Genomic DNA, 15,026 nt, shown 5'->3' with positions numbered 1-15,026 from the left:
AACACAGCTCGGCCTTGGGTTGGAGCGTCAGAGATTCGGCTGTGCCGAACTATTGGGGTTAAGACCCCGGCGACAAGACAAACTGTTCTAATGGGAGGAATGGAAATGAAAATGTTCGTAAAAGGGGTATTAATGGCAAGCGCGGTCGCGCTTGGCGCAGCGACCGGTGCTGCGGCGGAAGGCGAGAAGTACATTCTGGTCAGCCACGCACCTGACAGCGACAGCTGGTGGAACACAATCAAGAACGGCATCGCCTTGGCGGGTGAGCAGATGGGTGTCGAAGTCGAATATCGCAATCCCCCCACCGGAGACCTTGCCGATATGGCGCGGATCATCGATCAGGCGGCGGCATCTGGGCCCAACGGCATCATCACAACTCTGGCGGACCCAGACATTCTGGAAGGTCCGATCAAGGCCGCGGTTGATTCCGGGATCGATGTCATCATCATGAACACCGGTACGCCTGAAAAAGCCCGTGAAATTGGTGCACTGATGTATGTCGGCCAGCCCGAATATGATGCCGGCTTTGCCGCAGGTCAAAAGGCCAAGGGCGATGGCATTGGGTCGTTCCTGTGCGTGAACCATTACATTGTGCAGCCGTCCAGCCAAGAGCGGTGCCAGGGCTTTGCCGATGGTCTGGGAATTGAGCTGGGCGAGCAAATGATTGACGCAGGTCAGGACCCTGCGGAAATAAAAAACCGGGTTCTGGCCTATCTGTCGGCGAACCCAGACACAGACGCAGTTCTGACGCTTGGCCCTGTTTCTGCCGACCCGACCATCCTTGCTTTGCAGGAAAATGGCATGGCCGGTGACATCTATTTCGGCACCTTCGATCTGGGTGGTGAAATTGTCAAAGCAATCAAGGACGGCACCATCCAGTGGGGCATCGATCAGCAGCCCTTCTTGCAGGCGTACCTGCCGGTTGTTGTAATGACCAACTACCACCGTTACGGCGTTCTGCCGGGCAACAACATCAACTCGGGCCCCGGCTTTGTAACCGCTGATGGCCTGACCAAAATTGAAGAATTTGCGGGCGAGTACCGCTGATCTTCACTTAGGTGCGGGCGCAACAAATGCGCGCCCGTACCAACCTTGTTTTCCAATTCTCAGAAGACCGCTTGAGGGAGGATAAAAATGGCTGAGTCGGCGCAATCCACGACAGGCGATGACGAACGAATCAAACAAATCTCACCCCTGCGTCAGGCCCTGATCCGTCCGGAACTGGGCGGTATGGTGGGCACAGTTGCTGTCTTCACGTTTTTCCTGCTTTTTGCTTTTGACAGCGGAATGTTCAACAGTCAGGGCGTTCTAAACTGGTCCATCGTTTCGGCGCAATTCATGATTATCGCAGTCGGGGCATGCCTGCTGATGATTGCTGGTGAGTTTGACCTATCAGTGGGATCAATGATCGGCTTCGCCGGTATGATGATCGCGATATTCTCGGTCACGATGAGCTGGCCTGTCTGGATGGCGATCATTGTGACCTTTGTCCTCTGTGTCTCTATCGGCGCGCTCAATGGCTTTATTGTCGTTCGAACCGGTCTTCCGAGTTTTATCGTGACGCTTGCATTCCTGTTTATTCTGCGCGGTTTTACCATCTTCCTGCCACAGACAATCGAACGCAAAACCATCATTGGCGGTATCAAGGATACGGCCGAAGGCGACTGGCTGGCGTCCGTGTTTGGCGGCAAGATTGGTCAGGGTTTCTTTGCGTGGCTGGGTGACACAGGGATCATTGCTACGTTCGAACGCGGAACACGCGAAGGGCAGCCCGTTGTTGACGGGATACCAATGCTGATCATATGGGCCATCGGGCTTATTATCTTTGGCCATGTGTTGTTGACCAAAACCAAGTTTGGGAACTGGATTTTCGCGGCTGGTGGCGACGCCGAAGCGGCCCGAAACTCTGGTGTTCCGGTGAACAAGGTCAAGATACTGATGTTCATGTTCACTGCCTTCTGCGCAACAGTCTTCGCGACCTGTCAGGTTATGGAATTCGGCTCTGCCGGGGCCGATCGCGGCCTGTTGAAAGAGTTCGAAGCAATCATCGCTGTGGTTATCGGCGGCGCATTGCTGACCGGCGGCTACGGCTCGGTATTGGGGGCCGCACTTGGGGCGTTGATCTTTGGCGTGGTGCAGCAGGGGCTGTTCTTTGCCGGGGTTGAAAGCTCTCTGTTCCGAGTGTTCCTGGGCGTCATACTTTTGGGCGCGGTGATCCTGAACACATACATCCGCCGCATCATCACAGGAGAACGCTGAGATGACTGAAGACAGCAAATTCCATCACGGCGATGCAGATCAGAAAGAACCGATCATCAGAATGGTGAATATCGAAAAGCACTTTGGTTCGGTAATTGCCCTAGCTGGTGTGAGTTTTGATCTGAGGCCCGGTGAGTGCCACTGCCTTCTGGGTGACAATGGTGCGGGCAAGTCGACCTTCATCAAGACGATGTCCGGTGTACATAAGCCAACTGCGGGCGAGATCTTCTTTGAGAATCGTCCGATGCATTTCGAAGATCCGCGCGATGCAATTTCGGCGGGGATTGCGACCGTGCACCAGCACCTTGCTATGATTCCGCTGATGAGCGTCAGCCGCAATTTCTTCATGGGAAATGAGCCGACCCGAAAAGTCGCGGGGATCAATTTCTTTGATAAGAAGCAAGCTGATGAAATCACCATGGAGGAAATGCGAAAGATGGGCATTAACCTTCGTGGACCAGATCAGGCGGTTGGAACCCTGTCAGGGGGCGAGCGCCAAACGGTCGCCATTGCCCGCGCTGTGCATTTTGGCGCCAAGATTCTAATCCTTGATGAGCCGACCTCGGCCCTTGGTGTACGACAGACTTCGAATGTTCTGGCGACCATCGACAAGGTGCGTAGCCAGGGTGTGGGTGTTGTCTTCATCAGCCACAACGTGCGGCATGCATTGGCCGTCGGCGACCGCTTTACTGTGCTGAACAGGGGTAAAACCCTTGGCACGGCCAAGCGCGGGGAAATCACGCCGGAAGAGTTGCAGGATTTGATGGCCGGGGGTCAGGAGATGGCGCAGCTGGAAGGATCGCTGGGCGGTACCGTCTAGGCAGGCAGAAATCAGGGTGTTCCGCCGTGTTGGGTGGGACATCCGAAACGACAGCATAGGCTTTCTAGCCCTAAGCCATGCCAGTCAAGAGAATGAGAACCTTCAAAAAAATGAGACATGATGGATTGCCCGGCGTGGGCTCCTGTTGAAAGGGATTATCATGAGCAAGACAATCCGACTGACCGCAGCGCAAGCTCTGGTGCGCTATTTAGGCGCTCAGATGAACGAGGCCGGAGAACCGTTCATCGCCGGTGTCTGGGCAATATTCGGCCACGGAAACGTGGCTGGGCTGGGCGAGGCATTGCACGCCGTGAAAGACAGCCTGCCCACCTATCGTGGCCACAACGAGCAGACCATGGCGCATTGCGCGATTGCATATGCCAAGCAGATGCGACGTACACGTACAATGGCGGTCACGTCGTCGATCGGTCCAGGGGCAACCAACATGGTGACGGCGGCGGCGCTGGCGCATGTGAACCGGCTGCCGGTTCTGATCATTCCCGGTGATGTGTTCGCCACGCGGGGACCTGACCCGGTTTTGCAGCAGATCGAAAGCTTTGGTGATGGGACCGTCAGCGCCAATGACTGTTTCAAACCCGTCAGTCGGTATTTCGACCGCATTTCCCGCCCTGAGCATCTACTGACCGCGCTGCCGCGTGCCTTCCGGACCATGACGGACCCGGCCGATTGCGGGCCCGCAACGTTGGCCTTCTGTCAGGACGTTCAGGCGGAAGCTTATGAATATCCCGAAAGCTTCTTTGAGCCGCGCGTCTGGTATCAACGTCGTATCCGTCCGGATGAGGCGGAATTGGCCCGCGCGGTTGCTGCTATCAAGACAGCAAAGCGACCGGTCATCATCGCCGGGGGCGGGGTGCACTACTCGGGTGCGACTGATGCACTGCAAAGCTTTGCCGAGACGCACAACATTCCCGTGGCTGAGACGCAGGCGGGCAAATCCGCCTTGGCCTGGGATCATCCGCTGAACCTTGGTCCGGTCGGCGTGACAGGCGGCGAGCCGTCCAATGCAGTTTGCGCCGAAGCCGATCTGGTATTGGGCGTTGGCACGCGGTTGCAGGACTTCACGACAGGTTCCTGGGGGCTGTTCTCAAATCCGCAGCGTGAATTGGTCTGCCTGAACACGGCCGCTTATGACGCTGAAAAGCACGGCGCGATGCCCCTGCAATCCGATGCGCAGGTTGGTCTGAACGAACTGGGCCAAGGGCTGCAAGGCTATCGCGCAGAACCGGTGGCCGATACGCTGAAATCGGGCTGGTTTAGCAAGGTTGATGCGCTGACGGATGCGCCGGGCGAGGGCAACGCGTTGCCGACCGATATGCAGGTGGTGGGCGCTGTTCAGCGGGCATCAAATGACGACACAGTTGTGATGTGCGCCGCGGGCACCATGCCCGGAGAGTTGCACAAGCTGTGGAAAGCACCGCGCCCCGGGTCTTACCACATGGAATACGGGTTCAGCTGCATGGGGTACGAGATTGCTGGTGCCATGGGCATCAAGATGGCCCAGCCCGAGCGTGACGTAATCTGCTTTACCGGCGACGGCACATATATGATGGCGAACTCGGAAATGGCGTCGGCAGCGATGATGGGTATGTCCTTCACCGTCGTTATCACTGATAACCGCGGTTTCGGCTGCATCAACCGTTTGCAAATGGGCACCGGCGGGGCGGAGTTTAACAACCTTCTGGACCATGCCGTGCATGACACGCCGTCGGCCATCGACTTCACCGCCCACGCGGCAGCGATGGGCGCGACCTCGGTCAAAGTCACTTCGATTGCAGAGTTGGAGGAGGCATTGGCCAAACGTTCTGAGGTCAAAGGCCCGTATGTGGTTGTTATAGACACCGACCCATACCCGTCGACTGAATATGGCGGCACATGGTGGGAAGTGGCGGTGCCCGAGGTCAGCAGCCGCCCCGAAGTGAATGAAAAGCGAGCGGCATATGAAGTCGCCATAAAGGAAAGAAACACGAAATGAGCGTGAAAATCGGGATCTCGCCGATCGCCTGGCAAAATGATGACCTGCCCGATCTGACTGCGGCCTACACAATGGAGCAGGCTTTGAAAGAGGCGCGCGAGATCGGCTATACCGGCGTGGAACGTGGCCAGCGGATGCCCGGCGATACCGAAGGGCTGCGCGCCTATCTTGACGGCAGTGATATCGCGCTCTGCGGTGGTTGGTGCTCGGGCGCGTCGCTGATTAATGACTTCGCAACCGAGCGTGATGCCGTGCGTGAGCAGGTAGAACAGTTCGTGGCGCTGAATAGCCCATGTATCGTTTACGCGGAATGCTCGAACACAATTCAGACGCAGGCTGGGACACCGCTCAACGATCGTCCGAAACTGTCCAAAGACGAGGTGCTGGCCTACGCCGCAAAGATCACCGAACTGGCCAAATGGATGGCCGATCGGGGCATGCCGATGGCCTATCACCATCACATGGGCACGATCATCGAAAGCGAAGATGACGTGAACTGGCTGATGGAGGGGGCCGGTCCCGAGGTGAACCTGTGCTTTGACGCTGGCCATCTGTTGTTTGGTGGTGGCGATGTCATGGCGACGTTGAACCGGTGGGGCGATCGCGTTCATCACGTGCATTTTAAGGATATCCGCCCGGCTGTGGTACAGGACACGCGCGAAAACAACCTCAGTTTCCTGGACGCGGTGATTGCCGGTGCCTTCACGGTGCCCGGCGATGGCTGCATCGATTTTCAGGCCGTCGCCCATGCGCTGAAGGCGATGGACTACAACGGCTGGATCGTGGTCGAGGCGGAACAGGATCCAGCCAAAGCGCCACCATATGAGTACTCAAAACTGGGCTACGACCACATTGTCGATGTCTGCGGACATGCTGGATTGGAGATCAAAGCCTGACGACCTGCCCTTTCGGGAGCATCACCTTGGCCATGAGGAAGGAACAAAATCATGGTAGATCAAGACCTTGGATATGTCGGATATTTTGACCGGGAATCCTGTGATCTGGATGAATTCAAGGTGTTGACCTCACAAAATCTAATAGCCCACGCCGTGCCACATGCTGCGTCGGTTGAAAAGAACGTGCCGATATACGACATGCATGCGTTGCGCCCTGCGTTGAAGAACGGTGAAACGCGCCGTGCGCTGCTGGCGGAATGGGGCTGGGTGCTGGATAAATCGTCGGGTGTTATTGCTCTTAAGGGGGCATATGCGGACACGTCCGTGATTGATCGGGCCACAGATGTATTCCGTCAGATCATCGAAGATGAGAGCAGAAGCGGGGCAGGCGAGGGCGATCATTTCGCCGCGTCCGGGGCCAATGACCGGATTTGGAATGCGCTGCAAAAGCAATGCCTGCGCGACCCGGAAGGATTCGCGCTCTATTTCGGCAACACAACAATCGCGGCAGCGTGCGAGGCTTGGCTGGGTCCGAACTATCAGGTCACAGCGCAGATCAATCAGGTGCGCCCGGGTGGAAAGGCACAACAGGCGCATCGGGACTACCATCTGGGGTTCCAAAGCGCCGACAGCGCCGCCCGGTATCCCGTACATGCGCATCTGGTGACAGCTGCGCTGACGTTGCAAGGGGCGGTTGCCCATTGTGACATGCCGGTGGAGAGCGGGCCAACCAAGCTGTTGCCGTTTTCTCAACTTTATCCGCCCGGGTATCTGGCGTTTCATGATGATGGGCATCGGGCCCATTTCGAAGACCGCTATATCCAGTTGCCATTGGCAAAGGGCGATGCTGTCTTTTTCAACCCGGCGCTGTTTCACGCTGCGGGCGAAAACAGCAGTTCGGACATCCACAGAATGGCGAACCTGCTGCAAATCTCCTCGGCTTTTGGTCGCGCGATGGAGGTGGTGGATCGCCGGACCATGTCCGAGGCCATTTTCCCCTCACTTGTTGCGTTGAAACAGCGTGGTGATCTCAGCGCGGCTGAGGTGGACGCGGCCATCGCGGCTACGGCTGAAGGCTACCCTTTCCCAACCAATCTGGACACAGACCCGCCGATTGGCGGCAACGCACCGGCAAGTCAGGCCGACATTCTGCGCCGTGCGGTGTCGGAAGGGTGGACAGAGGGGCAACTGGCCGAAGCACTTTCGGCCTTGCAAAACCGGCAGGCTGCCTGAAGCAAGAAACGGGTGGGCGTTGCGCCCGCCCATCAAGGAGAGACCCAAATGGCCGATCTGCTCAAAAAACCCGTTGGCACGAGTGGTAAAGTGCATGACATCACCCCTGCCAGCGCGGGATGGCAGTACGTTGGGTTTGGGCTTTTCCACCTTAAAGCGGGGGACCTGGCGGCAGAGGACACCGGAGACAACGAAGTCATTCTTGTTATGGTCGAAGGCAAGGCACAGGTCACCGGAGCTGACCAGGATTGGGGTGTTCTGGGCGACAGGATGAACGTTTTCGAAAAGACGCCTCCGCATTGTCTGTATCTACCGAATGGGACGAGTTGGGAGGCGGTGGCTGAAACCGATTGCGTCATCGCCGTGTGCTCGGCGCCGGGGAACAGAGGGCATGAGGCGCGCCGGATCGGACCTGATAGAATTACCCTGACCGAACGCGGGAAGGGCGTGAATACAAGGTATATCAATAACATTGCGATGGAGCATGAAGACTACGCTGATAGTCTGTTGGTGACCGAAGTCTTTACGCCCAACGGGCATTGGTCTTCCTACCCAAGCCACCGTCATGACGAAAATGACTTTCCCCGGATCACCTATCTGGAAGAGACATATTATCACCGCCTGAACCCGGCCAATGGTTTTGGCATTCAACGGGTTTACACTGATGATGGGCAGTTGGATGAAACCATGGCCGTGTCCGATGGCGATGTCGTGACCGTTCCACGTGGACATCACCCTTGCGGAGCACCTTATGGGTTTGAGATGTACTATCTGAACGTCATGGCCGGACCCTTACGGAAATGGCGTTTTGTTCCGGCCCCCGAGGTCGAGTGGATCATGGAGCGTGATAGTTGACCAAAGACTTTGCCATCTACCCCAGCCTGCGCGGCAAGACTGTCATTGTCACCGGCGGTGCTGGTGGTATCGGAGCAGACACCGTACGCGGCTTTGCGGCGCAGGGTGCAAAGGTCGGATTTATGGACATCAATGCGGATGCCGGGCACGCGCTGCTGACCGATCTTGAGGGTGAGCATGTCTTTGCCCCGTGTGATTTGCGAGACATCGACGCGCTGCGGGATGCTTTCACCCAGATAACCGAAGAGTTAGGGCAAGCTCAGGTGTTGGTTAACAACGCTGCCCATGATGACCGCCATGATTGGCGCGAAGTCAGCCCGGCCTACTGGGACGAACGCATGGCGACCAATATCCGCCATATGTTTTTTGCTATCCAATCCGTCGCCCCGGGGATGATTAAAAACGGTGGAGGGTCGATCATCAATCTCGGTTCAAATTCCTGGTGGGAGGCGGGCGCTGGGTTCCCGGCCTACGCCACGGCTAAATCGGCCGTCCACGGCCTGACCCGGACCATGGCGCGAGAGCTGGGCAATCACCGTATCCGCGTGAATACGGTTGTGCCGGGCTGGATCATGACCGAGCGTCAGAAAGACCTGTGGGTAACGCCTGAGACGCTGGCAAAACAGCTGGACCGCCAGTGCCTGCCGGACCCGATTGACCCAATATACGTCGCGCGGATGGTGCTGTTTCTGGCTTCCGACGATGCCGCAATGTGCAGCGCTGGAAACTTCATGGTCGAAGGCGGATCGATCTGAGGCCAAGCCTCGCGTCTATTAACCTTGTGGCGGTGCTCCAAATGCACGGATGACCGCACGGGCGGCGGCCTCAACGGGGGCGTGGGTCTCTTTCAGGATCGTCACGCGATCAAATCGGCTCGGGTCTTGGTTGACGGCGTCACGCAGGGCTGCACCAAAGGCCATACGCAGCTCGGTCCCGATGTTGAACTTGCAGATTGACGTTTCGCGCGCCAGTCGGGTGCGCTGTTCGATTGGCACACCCGATCCGCCATGGATCACCAATGGCACCTCAGTCATGGCATCGATCTGGCGGATGCGGTCTTCGTCCAACCCGCCTTCCTTGTTTTCCTGCAGATGGACGTTGCCAACCGAAATGGCCATCGCATCAACACCGCTTTCCTTCGCAAACTGTGCGGCCTCGGCGGGGTCGGTGCCGTTGGATTCTTCTCCGCCGGAATAGCCAACGAACCCGATCTCGCCCTCGCATGAGATGCCCGCCGCATGGGCCATCTCGGCAATTGCCGCGGTTTCGTCAATATTCTGCTGCAGGGGTTTTCGAGATCCGTCGAACATTAGAGATGTGAAGCCGCTGTCCAAGGCGATTTTGCAGTCTTCGAACGTATAGCCATGATCCAGATGGGCAACCACGGGAACAGATGCGTTGTCGGCCAGATGGCGGAACATCTTACCCAGGACTGGCAGCGGCGTGTGCTCCCGGCAACTGGGACCTGCTTGCAATATAACCGGTGCATTTTCGGCCTCAGCAGCGGCCACATAGGCGCGCATGTCTTCCCAACCGAGCGTCACCAGGCCGCCAACAGCATAACCTTGATTATGAGCAGGCGTCAGAACGTCTTTGAGCGTGACGAGGGTCATTTGAACTTTGCAATCATGTCTTTGATGCCCGGGATCGTTTCGATCTGATAGGCATGGGTAGGTTGGAAGTACTGCACCAACGATCGTTGACTCAGGCCACCGAGGATTGTGAAGTAGTACATCTCGTACCCCGGAAGCACGCAGCAGGGGTGATAGCCTTTGTCGATGCAAATCGTAGACCCGTCAACGATGTGATAGGCATCCCCTGGTTCGTTGTCCTCGCGCTGCAGCATCTGCAGGCCGGATCCCCAGTTGGGTTTGAACCGGAAGTTATAGGTTTCGTCGTGTCGGGTTTCATCCGGCAAGCGATTGGTGTCATGCTTGTGGCTGGGAAAGCCGGACCAGCCACCCTGACCGACGGTGAACAACTCGCTGACCAAAAGGCGCCCGACTTTTTCGTGTTGTTTCTGGCCTAGGATGTGTTTGATTTTGCGATGGGTTTTAGTGTCGTCGCTACCATACTGAACCAGATCATGTTCGCGGACGTCAAACGGGTCGAGCACTTTGTCATATCTGGCGCCTGCGATAAAAACCTCGGTATTGTCCGAGACGCAAACCAGCCGAACCTTTGCCCCAACCGGAACGTAAACCCCTTCGGGTTCACCATCCCAGACATCTTCGCCGCGATTGCCAAGGCGGGGGAACTGAACCCCTTCTACGTCGACATCGACGCTGCCGGTTGCAGGTGCGATGCAGGTTTCATAACCGGGCACCTGATATTCGAACACCTCGTCTTTTTTCAGTTTGACGATGTTGAAATAGTTCAACGGCACCGTTGGATCGTCGGCATCTACGATGGCTTTGTTCTGATTGTCGTAGGGCGCGATATGCATGGGAAACTCCTATCGGGTCGGACCTGGGTGGGCGGCGAGAAACGCGTCCAATTGAGATGTTGTGGGCATGGCAGGGGCGCAGCCGGGTTGTGACACGACGATGGATGCGCAGGCCGACCCACGCATGACCGCGTCCTCCAAAGAATGCCCTGTTGCGATTGAGGCCAGCAAACCGGCCATGAAACTGTCGCCCGCGCCATTGGGTTTAACGGCGTCGATCGGGTAGATGCCGGTGTGAATCTCTTGGCCATCGGCTAAGGTGACAGCACCCTTTTCGCCCATTTTGTAGATGACGATGCGGCCCGGCTTTTCCGCCAGCTCCGTTGCTTTGGCAAAACCCTTGTCGACTCCACCTGCCATAAACCCGAACTCTTCATCATTTCCGACGATCAGGTCACTGGCTTCACCCGCGCGGGACAGGACGTCAGCGGCGACCTCGGGCGACGGCCAGCTATAGGGACGGTAGTCGATGTCGAAGATGATCGGCAACGTTGCATTGCGCGCGTTCTCAAAGGCCCGAAAGGTGGCGCTGCGTGACGGTTCGGCAGCAAAAACTGTTCCTGCCGATATGATCGCCGAGAAAGAGCCATAGTCGACCTTGTCCATGTCTTCTTTGGTCACCTGAAAATCGACCGCGCCGTTTCTGTAGATGACGTTCTGAAAGTCGTCGATCCGGCTTTCGTAGACAGCCAGAGACATACGATATTCTCCACCCACGATGCGGATGAACGACGTATCCACCCCATAGTATTCCAGCTTGTTCATGCAAAACCGTCCGACTGCATCATCTGAAACTGAGGTGATCAGCGAGGCCTGACTGCCCAGTTTGGCCAGACCAGTGCAGATATTGGCGGAAGACCCGCCCAGATCTGCACGGAACGTATCGGCATCTTCGCTTTTGGTACCAATGGGATCGGCAAAAAGATCCATGCCAGCGCGCCCCAATACGGCGAAACGGTTTCCTTTGATACCGTCTATCAAAGCGCTCAACTCATATCCTCCGGCAAATTGGGGTGGGCAAAGTCGGTTGGACCTTGCGTTTGATCGATTCACACGATACTGATTTTGCAACCGGTTGCAAATGATATGTTCGGAGCCGCCAAAGATGCCTAAAATCGGAATTGGAATTGTAGGTGGCGGCTATATGGGCAAGGCTCATTCCGTCGCTATGTCAGCGGTCGGCGCGGTGTTTAACACGGCGCTGCGTCCTCGGCTGGAGATGATCTGTGCCTCGACCCCTGAAAGCGCCGAGAGGTATCGAGCAGCTTATGGGTTCGAGCGCGCGACTGACAACTGGCGTACACTGGTAGATGATCCGGGGGTCGAAGCCATCGTGATCGCCTCGCCACAGTCAACACATCGACAGATCGCCGAGGCCGCATTTGGTTGCGGCAAGCCCGTGTTATGCGAAAAACCACTGGGTGCTTCGTTGGATGACAGCCTTGCGATGACGGCTGCGGCCGAGGCGGCAGGCGTGATCAACATGGTTGGGTTCAACTATATACGCACGCCAGCCAGCCAATACGTGCGTCAGCTGATTGCCACAGGCGAGATTGGCGACGTCACCTGGTTTCGGGGCGAACATACCGAAGACTTCTATGCGGACCCAGAAACGCCTGCGACCTGGCGCACAACTGGAATGGCGAACGGAACCATCGGGGACCTTGCCCCACATATGGTCAATGGCGCGCTGGCGCTGATCGGTCCGATTGCGCAGGTCATGGCGGATGTTGAAACCGTGCACCGGACCCGGCCCGGTGGAGATGTGACAAATGATGATCATGCCCAGATGATGTGTCGCTTTGAAAATGGCGTGATGGGCAATCTGTATTTCAGCCGCGTCGCGACCGGACGTAAGATGGGCTACGCCTATGAAATCTCGGGAACTAAGGGCGGCATTCGCTTTGATCAGGAAGATCAGAACGCCCTTTGGTTGTATCGGCGTGAGGGGCCAGAGGCGTCACGTGGGTTTACCAAAATCCTGACCGGTCCTGCGCATCCTGACTACGAGCCGTTTTGCCAGGGGCCTGGGCATGGCACTGGGTATCAGGACCAGATCATCATAGAGGCTAAGGATTTCCTGCAAGCCATCCACTCCGGCGAAGCGATCTGGCCGACATTCCGCGATGGGCATGAGGTGAACCGCGTTTTGACGGCCGCGCTGGCTTCGTCAGAACAGCGGCAGTGGAAAGAGATCAGCGATTTCTAATCGCAGTACCAATGAAATTCTGAAGAGAGACGAAGACCATGGCAAAGCTGAAATGGGGCATGATCGGTGGTGGTGAAGGTAGTCAAATCGGACCCGCGCATAGGTTAGGTGCTCTTGCTGACGGGATGTTCGAGTTCGCCGCAGGTGCGCTGGATCATCGCCCCGACGTTGGCCGCGAATACGCCCTGCGACTGGGTGTCGCCGAAGATCGCGCGTATGGCAATTGGCAAGAGATGCTGGCAGGCGAACAGAACCGCTCGGACCGGATTGATCTGGTTACCATCGCCACGCCGAATTCAACCCATTTCGAGATTGCGAAGGCCTTTCTTGAAGCTGGCTTCAACGTGTTGTGCGAAAAGCCGATGACGATGACCGTGAAAGAAGGCGAAGAGATTGTCCGCGTTGCCGAAGCTTCGGGGAAAATCTGTGCTGTTAACTACTGCTATTCGGCCTATCCCATGATCCGTCAAGCGCGGGCAATGGTGCGTGCCGGTGAGATCGGCAAGGTGCGTCTGGTGGTCACGAATTTCAGCCATGGTCACCACGGTGACGCCACGGATGCCGACAATCCACGCGTTCGTTGGCGGTATGATCCGGCAATGGCCGGTGTATCGGGCCAGTTTGCGGATTGCGGGATTCACGCCTTGCACATGGCCAGCTTCATCTGCGATGACGAGGTCAAGTCGCTGTCAGCTGATATGGCCTCGACCATTTCCAGCCGCGAACTGGAAGATGATGCGATGATCAATTTCCGTATGGAGGGCGGCACGGTCGGGCGGCTGTGGACCTCATCCGTGGCCATCGGGCGCCAACATGGCTTCGACATTCAGGTCTTTGGTGAAACCGGCGGGCTGCGCTGGGCATCCGAGCAACCCAACCAATTGATCTACACACCCGTCGGAGGTCGGACGCAGATCATCGAAAAGGGCGAAGGTGGCCTGCATGATGAAGCTCAGCGCTTGTCCCGCGTTGCCATTGCGCATCCCGAAGGGTTTCCGCTGGCGGTCGCCAACATCTACTGCGATTTAGCTGATGCGATCCGGGGCGAAACCCGCGACGGATTGCCCGGCGCGTCGGATGGTGTTCGATCTATCGCTGCAGTTCATGCGGCAGTGGCGTCGGGGAATGAGGATGGCGCATGGAAAGATGCGCGCCCGCCGATGTTCCAATGATCAGGGGCGGGGCCGTAATGTGCCCCGTTCGATCACACGACAGGGAAAAATACGTGCCTCAGGATAGCGCTGAGGCTCTTTCAGCATTTCCTCGATCAGATCCACAGATGAGGTGATGATCTGCTTGATTGGCTGATGAATCGTCGTCAGATCGACGCTTTCCCAACGGGACATCTCCATGTCATTCAGACCGATGATTCCGATCTCTTGGCCCGGTTGCAGCCCGTGATCCTTAAGCGCTGACAGCGCGCCAACCGACAGGATATCATCACCGCAGAAATAGGCTTGGGCTGTTGTGTCTTCCAGAAACCGCAGCATCTCCGCGCGACCGGCTTCAAACGAATAGGCATCGGCAAAACAGTGGGTGACGTCGATTTCCGGATGGTTCGCCAATTCTTCCATGAAACCACGATACCGGTCGAGTGCCGAGGTCGCATTCTTCGGGCCGCCCAGATATCCCACGCGCTTATAGCCTCGGGCCAGCAACTCTCGCGCCGCCATACGGCCGCATTCGACATTGTCGATCCCGACCACATGCACCTCGGGCGAAGTGGCTGACCGCCCAAACGTATGGACCACAGGTACGCCCGCATCGTGGAAGGCCTTTGCAAAGCTTGGCGGCAACGTCGAAGATGCAACGATGGCGGCATCGACCGAATACTGCCGTAACATCCGAACCGAATTTGCCGGTTCGGTTTCGTCGGTCAGATTTACGATCAGAGGGCGCAAGCCTCGTTCTTGCAAGGCACGTGTGAACTGATCGAAAACCTCAAGGAAAATAGGGTTGTGAAAGTTGTTGGAAATCAGCCCGATCAGCTTCGTCCGCCCGGTCGTCAGCGAGGAGGCCAACGCATTCGGGCTGTATCCCAGCTCGTGCGCTGCTTTTTCTACCTTGCTGCGGGTTTTGGCCGACACCGACGCGCCTTCGGTGAAGGTGCGCGAAACCGCTGATCGCGATACCCCAGCAAGGGCTGCAACGTCTTTTAGGGTGACACTCATGGGCGTTGCACGGTTGGTTTGAGGAGCAGTTTGACTGTTGGTATTTTCATGGCAGGAACATTATGCACCATAGCCCTGTGGTTGCAACCGGTTGCAACTTGAGCTGCTGAGCTCTGGCCCGGCGCAGATACTTGTATCCATAAG

The 15,026-nt window shown here is 57.0% G+C and carries 14 protein-coding genes; 10 read left to right on the top strand and 4 right to left on the bottom strand.

The window, feature by feature from the left end:
- Window positions 1-105: 105 nt before the first annotated feature.
- The 8 genes from ACR0BU_RS14345 to ACR0BU_RS14310 all read left to right on the top strand — a co-directional run bounded on the left by ACR0BU_RS14345 (window position 106) and on the right by ACR0BU_RS14310 (window position 8,811).
- A complete protein-coding gene (locus tag ACR0BU_RS14345; RefSeq protein ID WP_480736355.1) occupies window positions 106-1,047 on the top strand; it encodes a sugar ABC transporter substrate-binding protein in 942 nt (313 codons plus the stop codon).
- An 87-nt stretch (window positions 1,048-1,134) separates the two neighbouring features.
- Window positions 1,135-2,259, top strand: a complete 1,125-nt coding sequence (locus tag ACR0BU_RS14340) for an ABC transporter permease (protein ID WP_480736353.1) — start codon at window positions 1,135-1,137, stop codon at window positions 2,257-2,259.
- Window position 2,260: 1 nt separating this feature from the next.
- Window positions 2,261-3,079: an ATP-binding cassette domain-containing protein gene (locus tag ACR0BU_RS14335; protein WP_298935217.1), complete on the top strand. Its 819-nt coding sequence runs from the start codon at window positions 2,261-2,263 to the stop codon at window positions 3,077-3,079.
- A 160-nt stretch (window positions 3,080-3,239) separates the two neighbouring features.
- On the top strand, window positions 3,240-5,072 hold the full coding sequence (gene iolD, locus ACR0BU_RS14330; protein WP_480736351.1) for a 3D-(3,5/4)-trihydroxycyclohexane-1,2-dione acylhydrolase (decyclizing): 1,833 nt from the start codon (window positions 3,240-3,242) through the stop codon (window positions 5,070-5,072).
- Window positions 5,069-5,968: a myo-inosose-2 dehydratase gene (gene iolE, locus ACR0BU_RS14325; RefSeq protein ID WP_480736350.1), complete on the top strand. Its 900-nt coding sequence runs from the start codon at window positions 5,069-5,071 to the stop codon at window positions 5,966-5,968. The genes iolD and iolE overlap by 4 nt, the downstream gene beginning before the upstream one ends.
- Before the next feature lie 51 nt (window positions 5,969-6,019).
- Window positions 6,020-7,201, top strand: coding sequence for a phytanoyl-CoA dioxygenase family protein (locus tag ACR0BU_RS14320; RefSeq protein WP_480736349.1), 1,182 nt, complete (start codon window positions 6,020-6,022; stop codon window positions 7,199-7,201).
- Between the two features lie 48 nt (window positions 7,202-7,249).
- The gene (iolB, locus tag ACR0BU_RS14315; RefSeq protein ID WP_480736347.1) at window positions 7,250-8,056 is read left to right on the top strand and encodes a 5-deoxy-glucuronate isomerase; all 807 of its coding nucleotides are present in this window, start codon (window positions 7,250-7,252) and stop codon (window positions 8,054-8,056) included.
- The gene (locus tag ACR0BU_RS14310; protein ID WP_480736345.1) at window positions 8,053-8,811 is read left to right on the top strand and encodes an SDR family NAD(P)-dependent oxidoreductase; all 759 of its coding nucleotides are present in this window, start codon (window positions 8,053-8,055) and stop codon (window positions 8,809-8,811) included. Before iolB ends, ACR0BU_RS14310 begins: the two co-directional genes overlap by 4 nt.
- Before the next feature lie 18 nt (window positions 8,812-8,829).
- Here the strand turns inward: ACR0BU_RS14310 and ACR0BU_RS14305 are convergent, their stop codons facing one another.
- From ACR0BU_RS14305 to iolC, 3 genes are read right to left on the bottom strand one after another with little or no spacing between them, the layout of a single operon-like run.
- On the bottom strand, window positions 8,830-9,669 hold the full coding sequence (locus ACR0BU_RS14305) for a class II fructose-bisphosphate aldolase (RefSeq protein ID WP_480736344.1): 840 nt from the start codon (window positions 9,667-9,669) through the stop codon (window positions 8,830-8,832).
- Window positions 9,666-10,502 (bottom strand): 5-deoxy-glucuronate isomerase, encoded by an 837-nt coding sequence (locus ACR0BU_RS14300; protein ID WP_480736342.1) that lies wholly within the window; start codon window positions 10,500-10,502, stop codon window positions 9,666-9,668. Before ACR0BU_RS14300 ends, ACR0BU_RS14305 begins: the two co-directional genes overlap by 4 nt.
- Window positions 10,503-10,511: 9 nt before the next feature.
- Complete coding sequence (iolC, locus tag ACR0BU_RS14295; protein WP_480736341.1) at window positions 10,512-11,492, bottom strand: 5-dehydro-2-deoxygluconokinase; 981 nt, start codon at window positions 11,490-11,492, stop codon at window positions 10,512-10,514.
- A 115-nt stretch (window positions 11,493-11,607) separates the two neighbouring features.
- Between iolC and ACR0BU_RS14290 the strand changes: the two genes are divergently transcribed.
- Both ACR0BU_RS14290 and ACR0BU_RS14285 read left to right on the top strand, forming a co-directional pair.
- Window positions 11,608-12,711: a Gfo/Idh/MocA family protein gene (locus ACR0BU_RS14290; protein WP_480736339.1), complete on the top strand. Its 1,104-nt coding sequence runs from the start codon at window positions 11,608-11,610 to the stop codon at window positions 12,709-12,711.
- A gap of 38 nt (window positions 12,712-12,749) precedes the next feature.
- A complete protein-coding gene (locus ACR0BU_RS14285; protein ID WP_480736338.1) occupies window positions 12,750-13,883 on the top strand; it encodes a Gfo/Idh/MocA family protein in 1,134 nt (377 codons plus the stop codon).
- Here the strand turns inward: ACR0BU_RS14285 and ACR0BU_RS14280 are convergent, their stop codons facing one another.
- Window positions 13,884-14,882: a LacI family DNA-binding transcriptional regulator gene (locus ACR0BU_RS14280; RefSeq protein WP_299888571.1), complete on the bottom strand. Its 999-nt coding sequence runs from the start codon at window positions 14,880-14,882 to the stop codon at window positions 13,884-13,886. It abuts the gene before it with no gap.
- Between the last annotated feature and the right edge of the window lie 144 nt (window positions 14,883-15,026).

The sequence above is a fragment of the Ruegeria sp. CK2 genome (assembly GCF_056536585.1).
The sequence above is the reverse complement of the archived record's forward strand: the minus strand, read 5'-3'. Positions and strand labels throughout refer to the sequence as shown.

Coding starts and splice junctions, on each gene's coding strand:
- ACR0BU_RS14285 (WP_480736338.1), top strand. CDS start 12,750: ATGGCAAAGCTGAAATGGGGCATGATCGGTGGTGGTGAAGGTAGTCAA.
- iolE (WP_480736350.1), top strand. CDS start 5,069: ATGAGCGTGAAAATCGGGATCTCGCCGATCGCCTGGCAAAATGATGAC.
- ACR0BU_RS14345 (WP_480736355.1), top strand. CDS start 106: ATGAAAATGTTCGTAAAAGGGGTATTAATGGCAAGCGCGGTCGCGCTT.
- iolD (WP_480736351.1), top strand. CDS start 3,240: ATGAGCAAGACAATCCGACTGACCGCAGCGCAAGCTCTGGTGCGCTAT.
- ACR0BU_RS14340 (WP_480736353.1), top strand. CDS start 1,135: ATGGCTGAGTCGGCGCAATCCACGACAGGCGATGACGAACGAATCAAA.
- ACR0BU_RS14290 (WP_480736339.1), top strand. CDS start 11,608: ATGCCTAAAATCGGAATTGGAATTGTAGGTGGCGGCTATATGGGCAAG.
- iolB (WP_480736347.1), top strand. CDS start 7,250: ATGGCCGATCTGCTCAAAAAACCCGTTGGCACGAGTGGTAAAGTGCAT.
- ACR0BU_RS14320 (WP_480736349.1), top strand. CDS start 6,020: ATGGTAGATCAAGACCTTGGATATGTCGGATATTTTGACCGGGAATCC.
- ACR0BU_RS14305 (WP_480736344.1), bottom strand. CDS start 9,669: ATGACCCTCGTCACGCTCAAAGACGTTCTGACGCCTGCTCATAATCAA.
- ACR0BU_RS14300 (WP_480736342.1), bottom strand. CDS start 10,502: ATGCATATCGCGCCCTACGACAATCAGAACAAAGCCATCGTAGATGCC.
- ACR0BU_RS14280 (WP_299888571.1), bottom strand. CDS start 14,882: ATGAGTGTCACCCTAAAAGACGTTGCAGCCCTTGCTGGGGTATCGCGA.
- ACR0BU_RS14335 (WP_298935217.1), top strand. CDS start 2,261: ATGACTGAAGACAGCAAATTCCATCACGGCGATGCAGATCAGAAAGAA.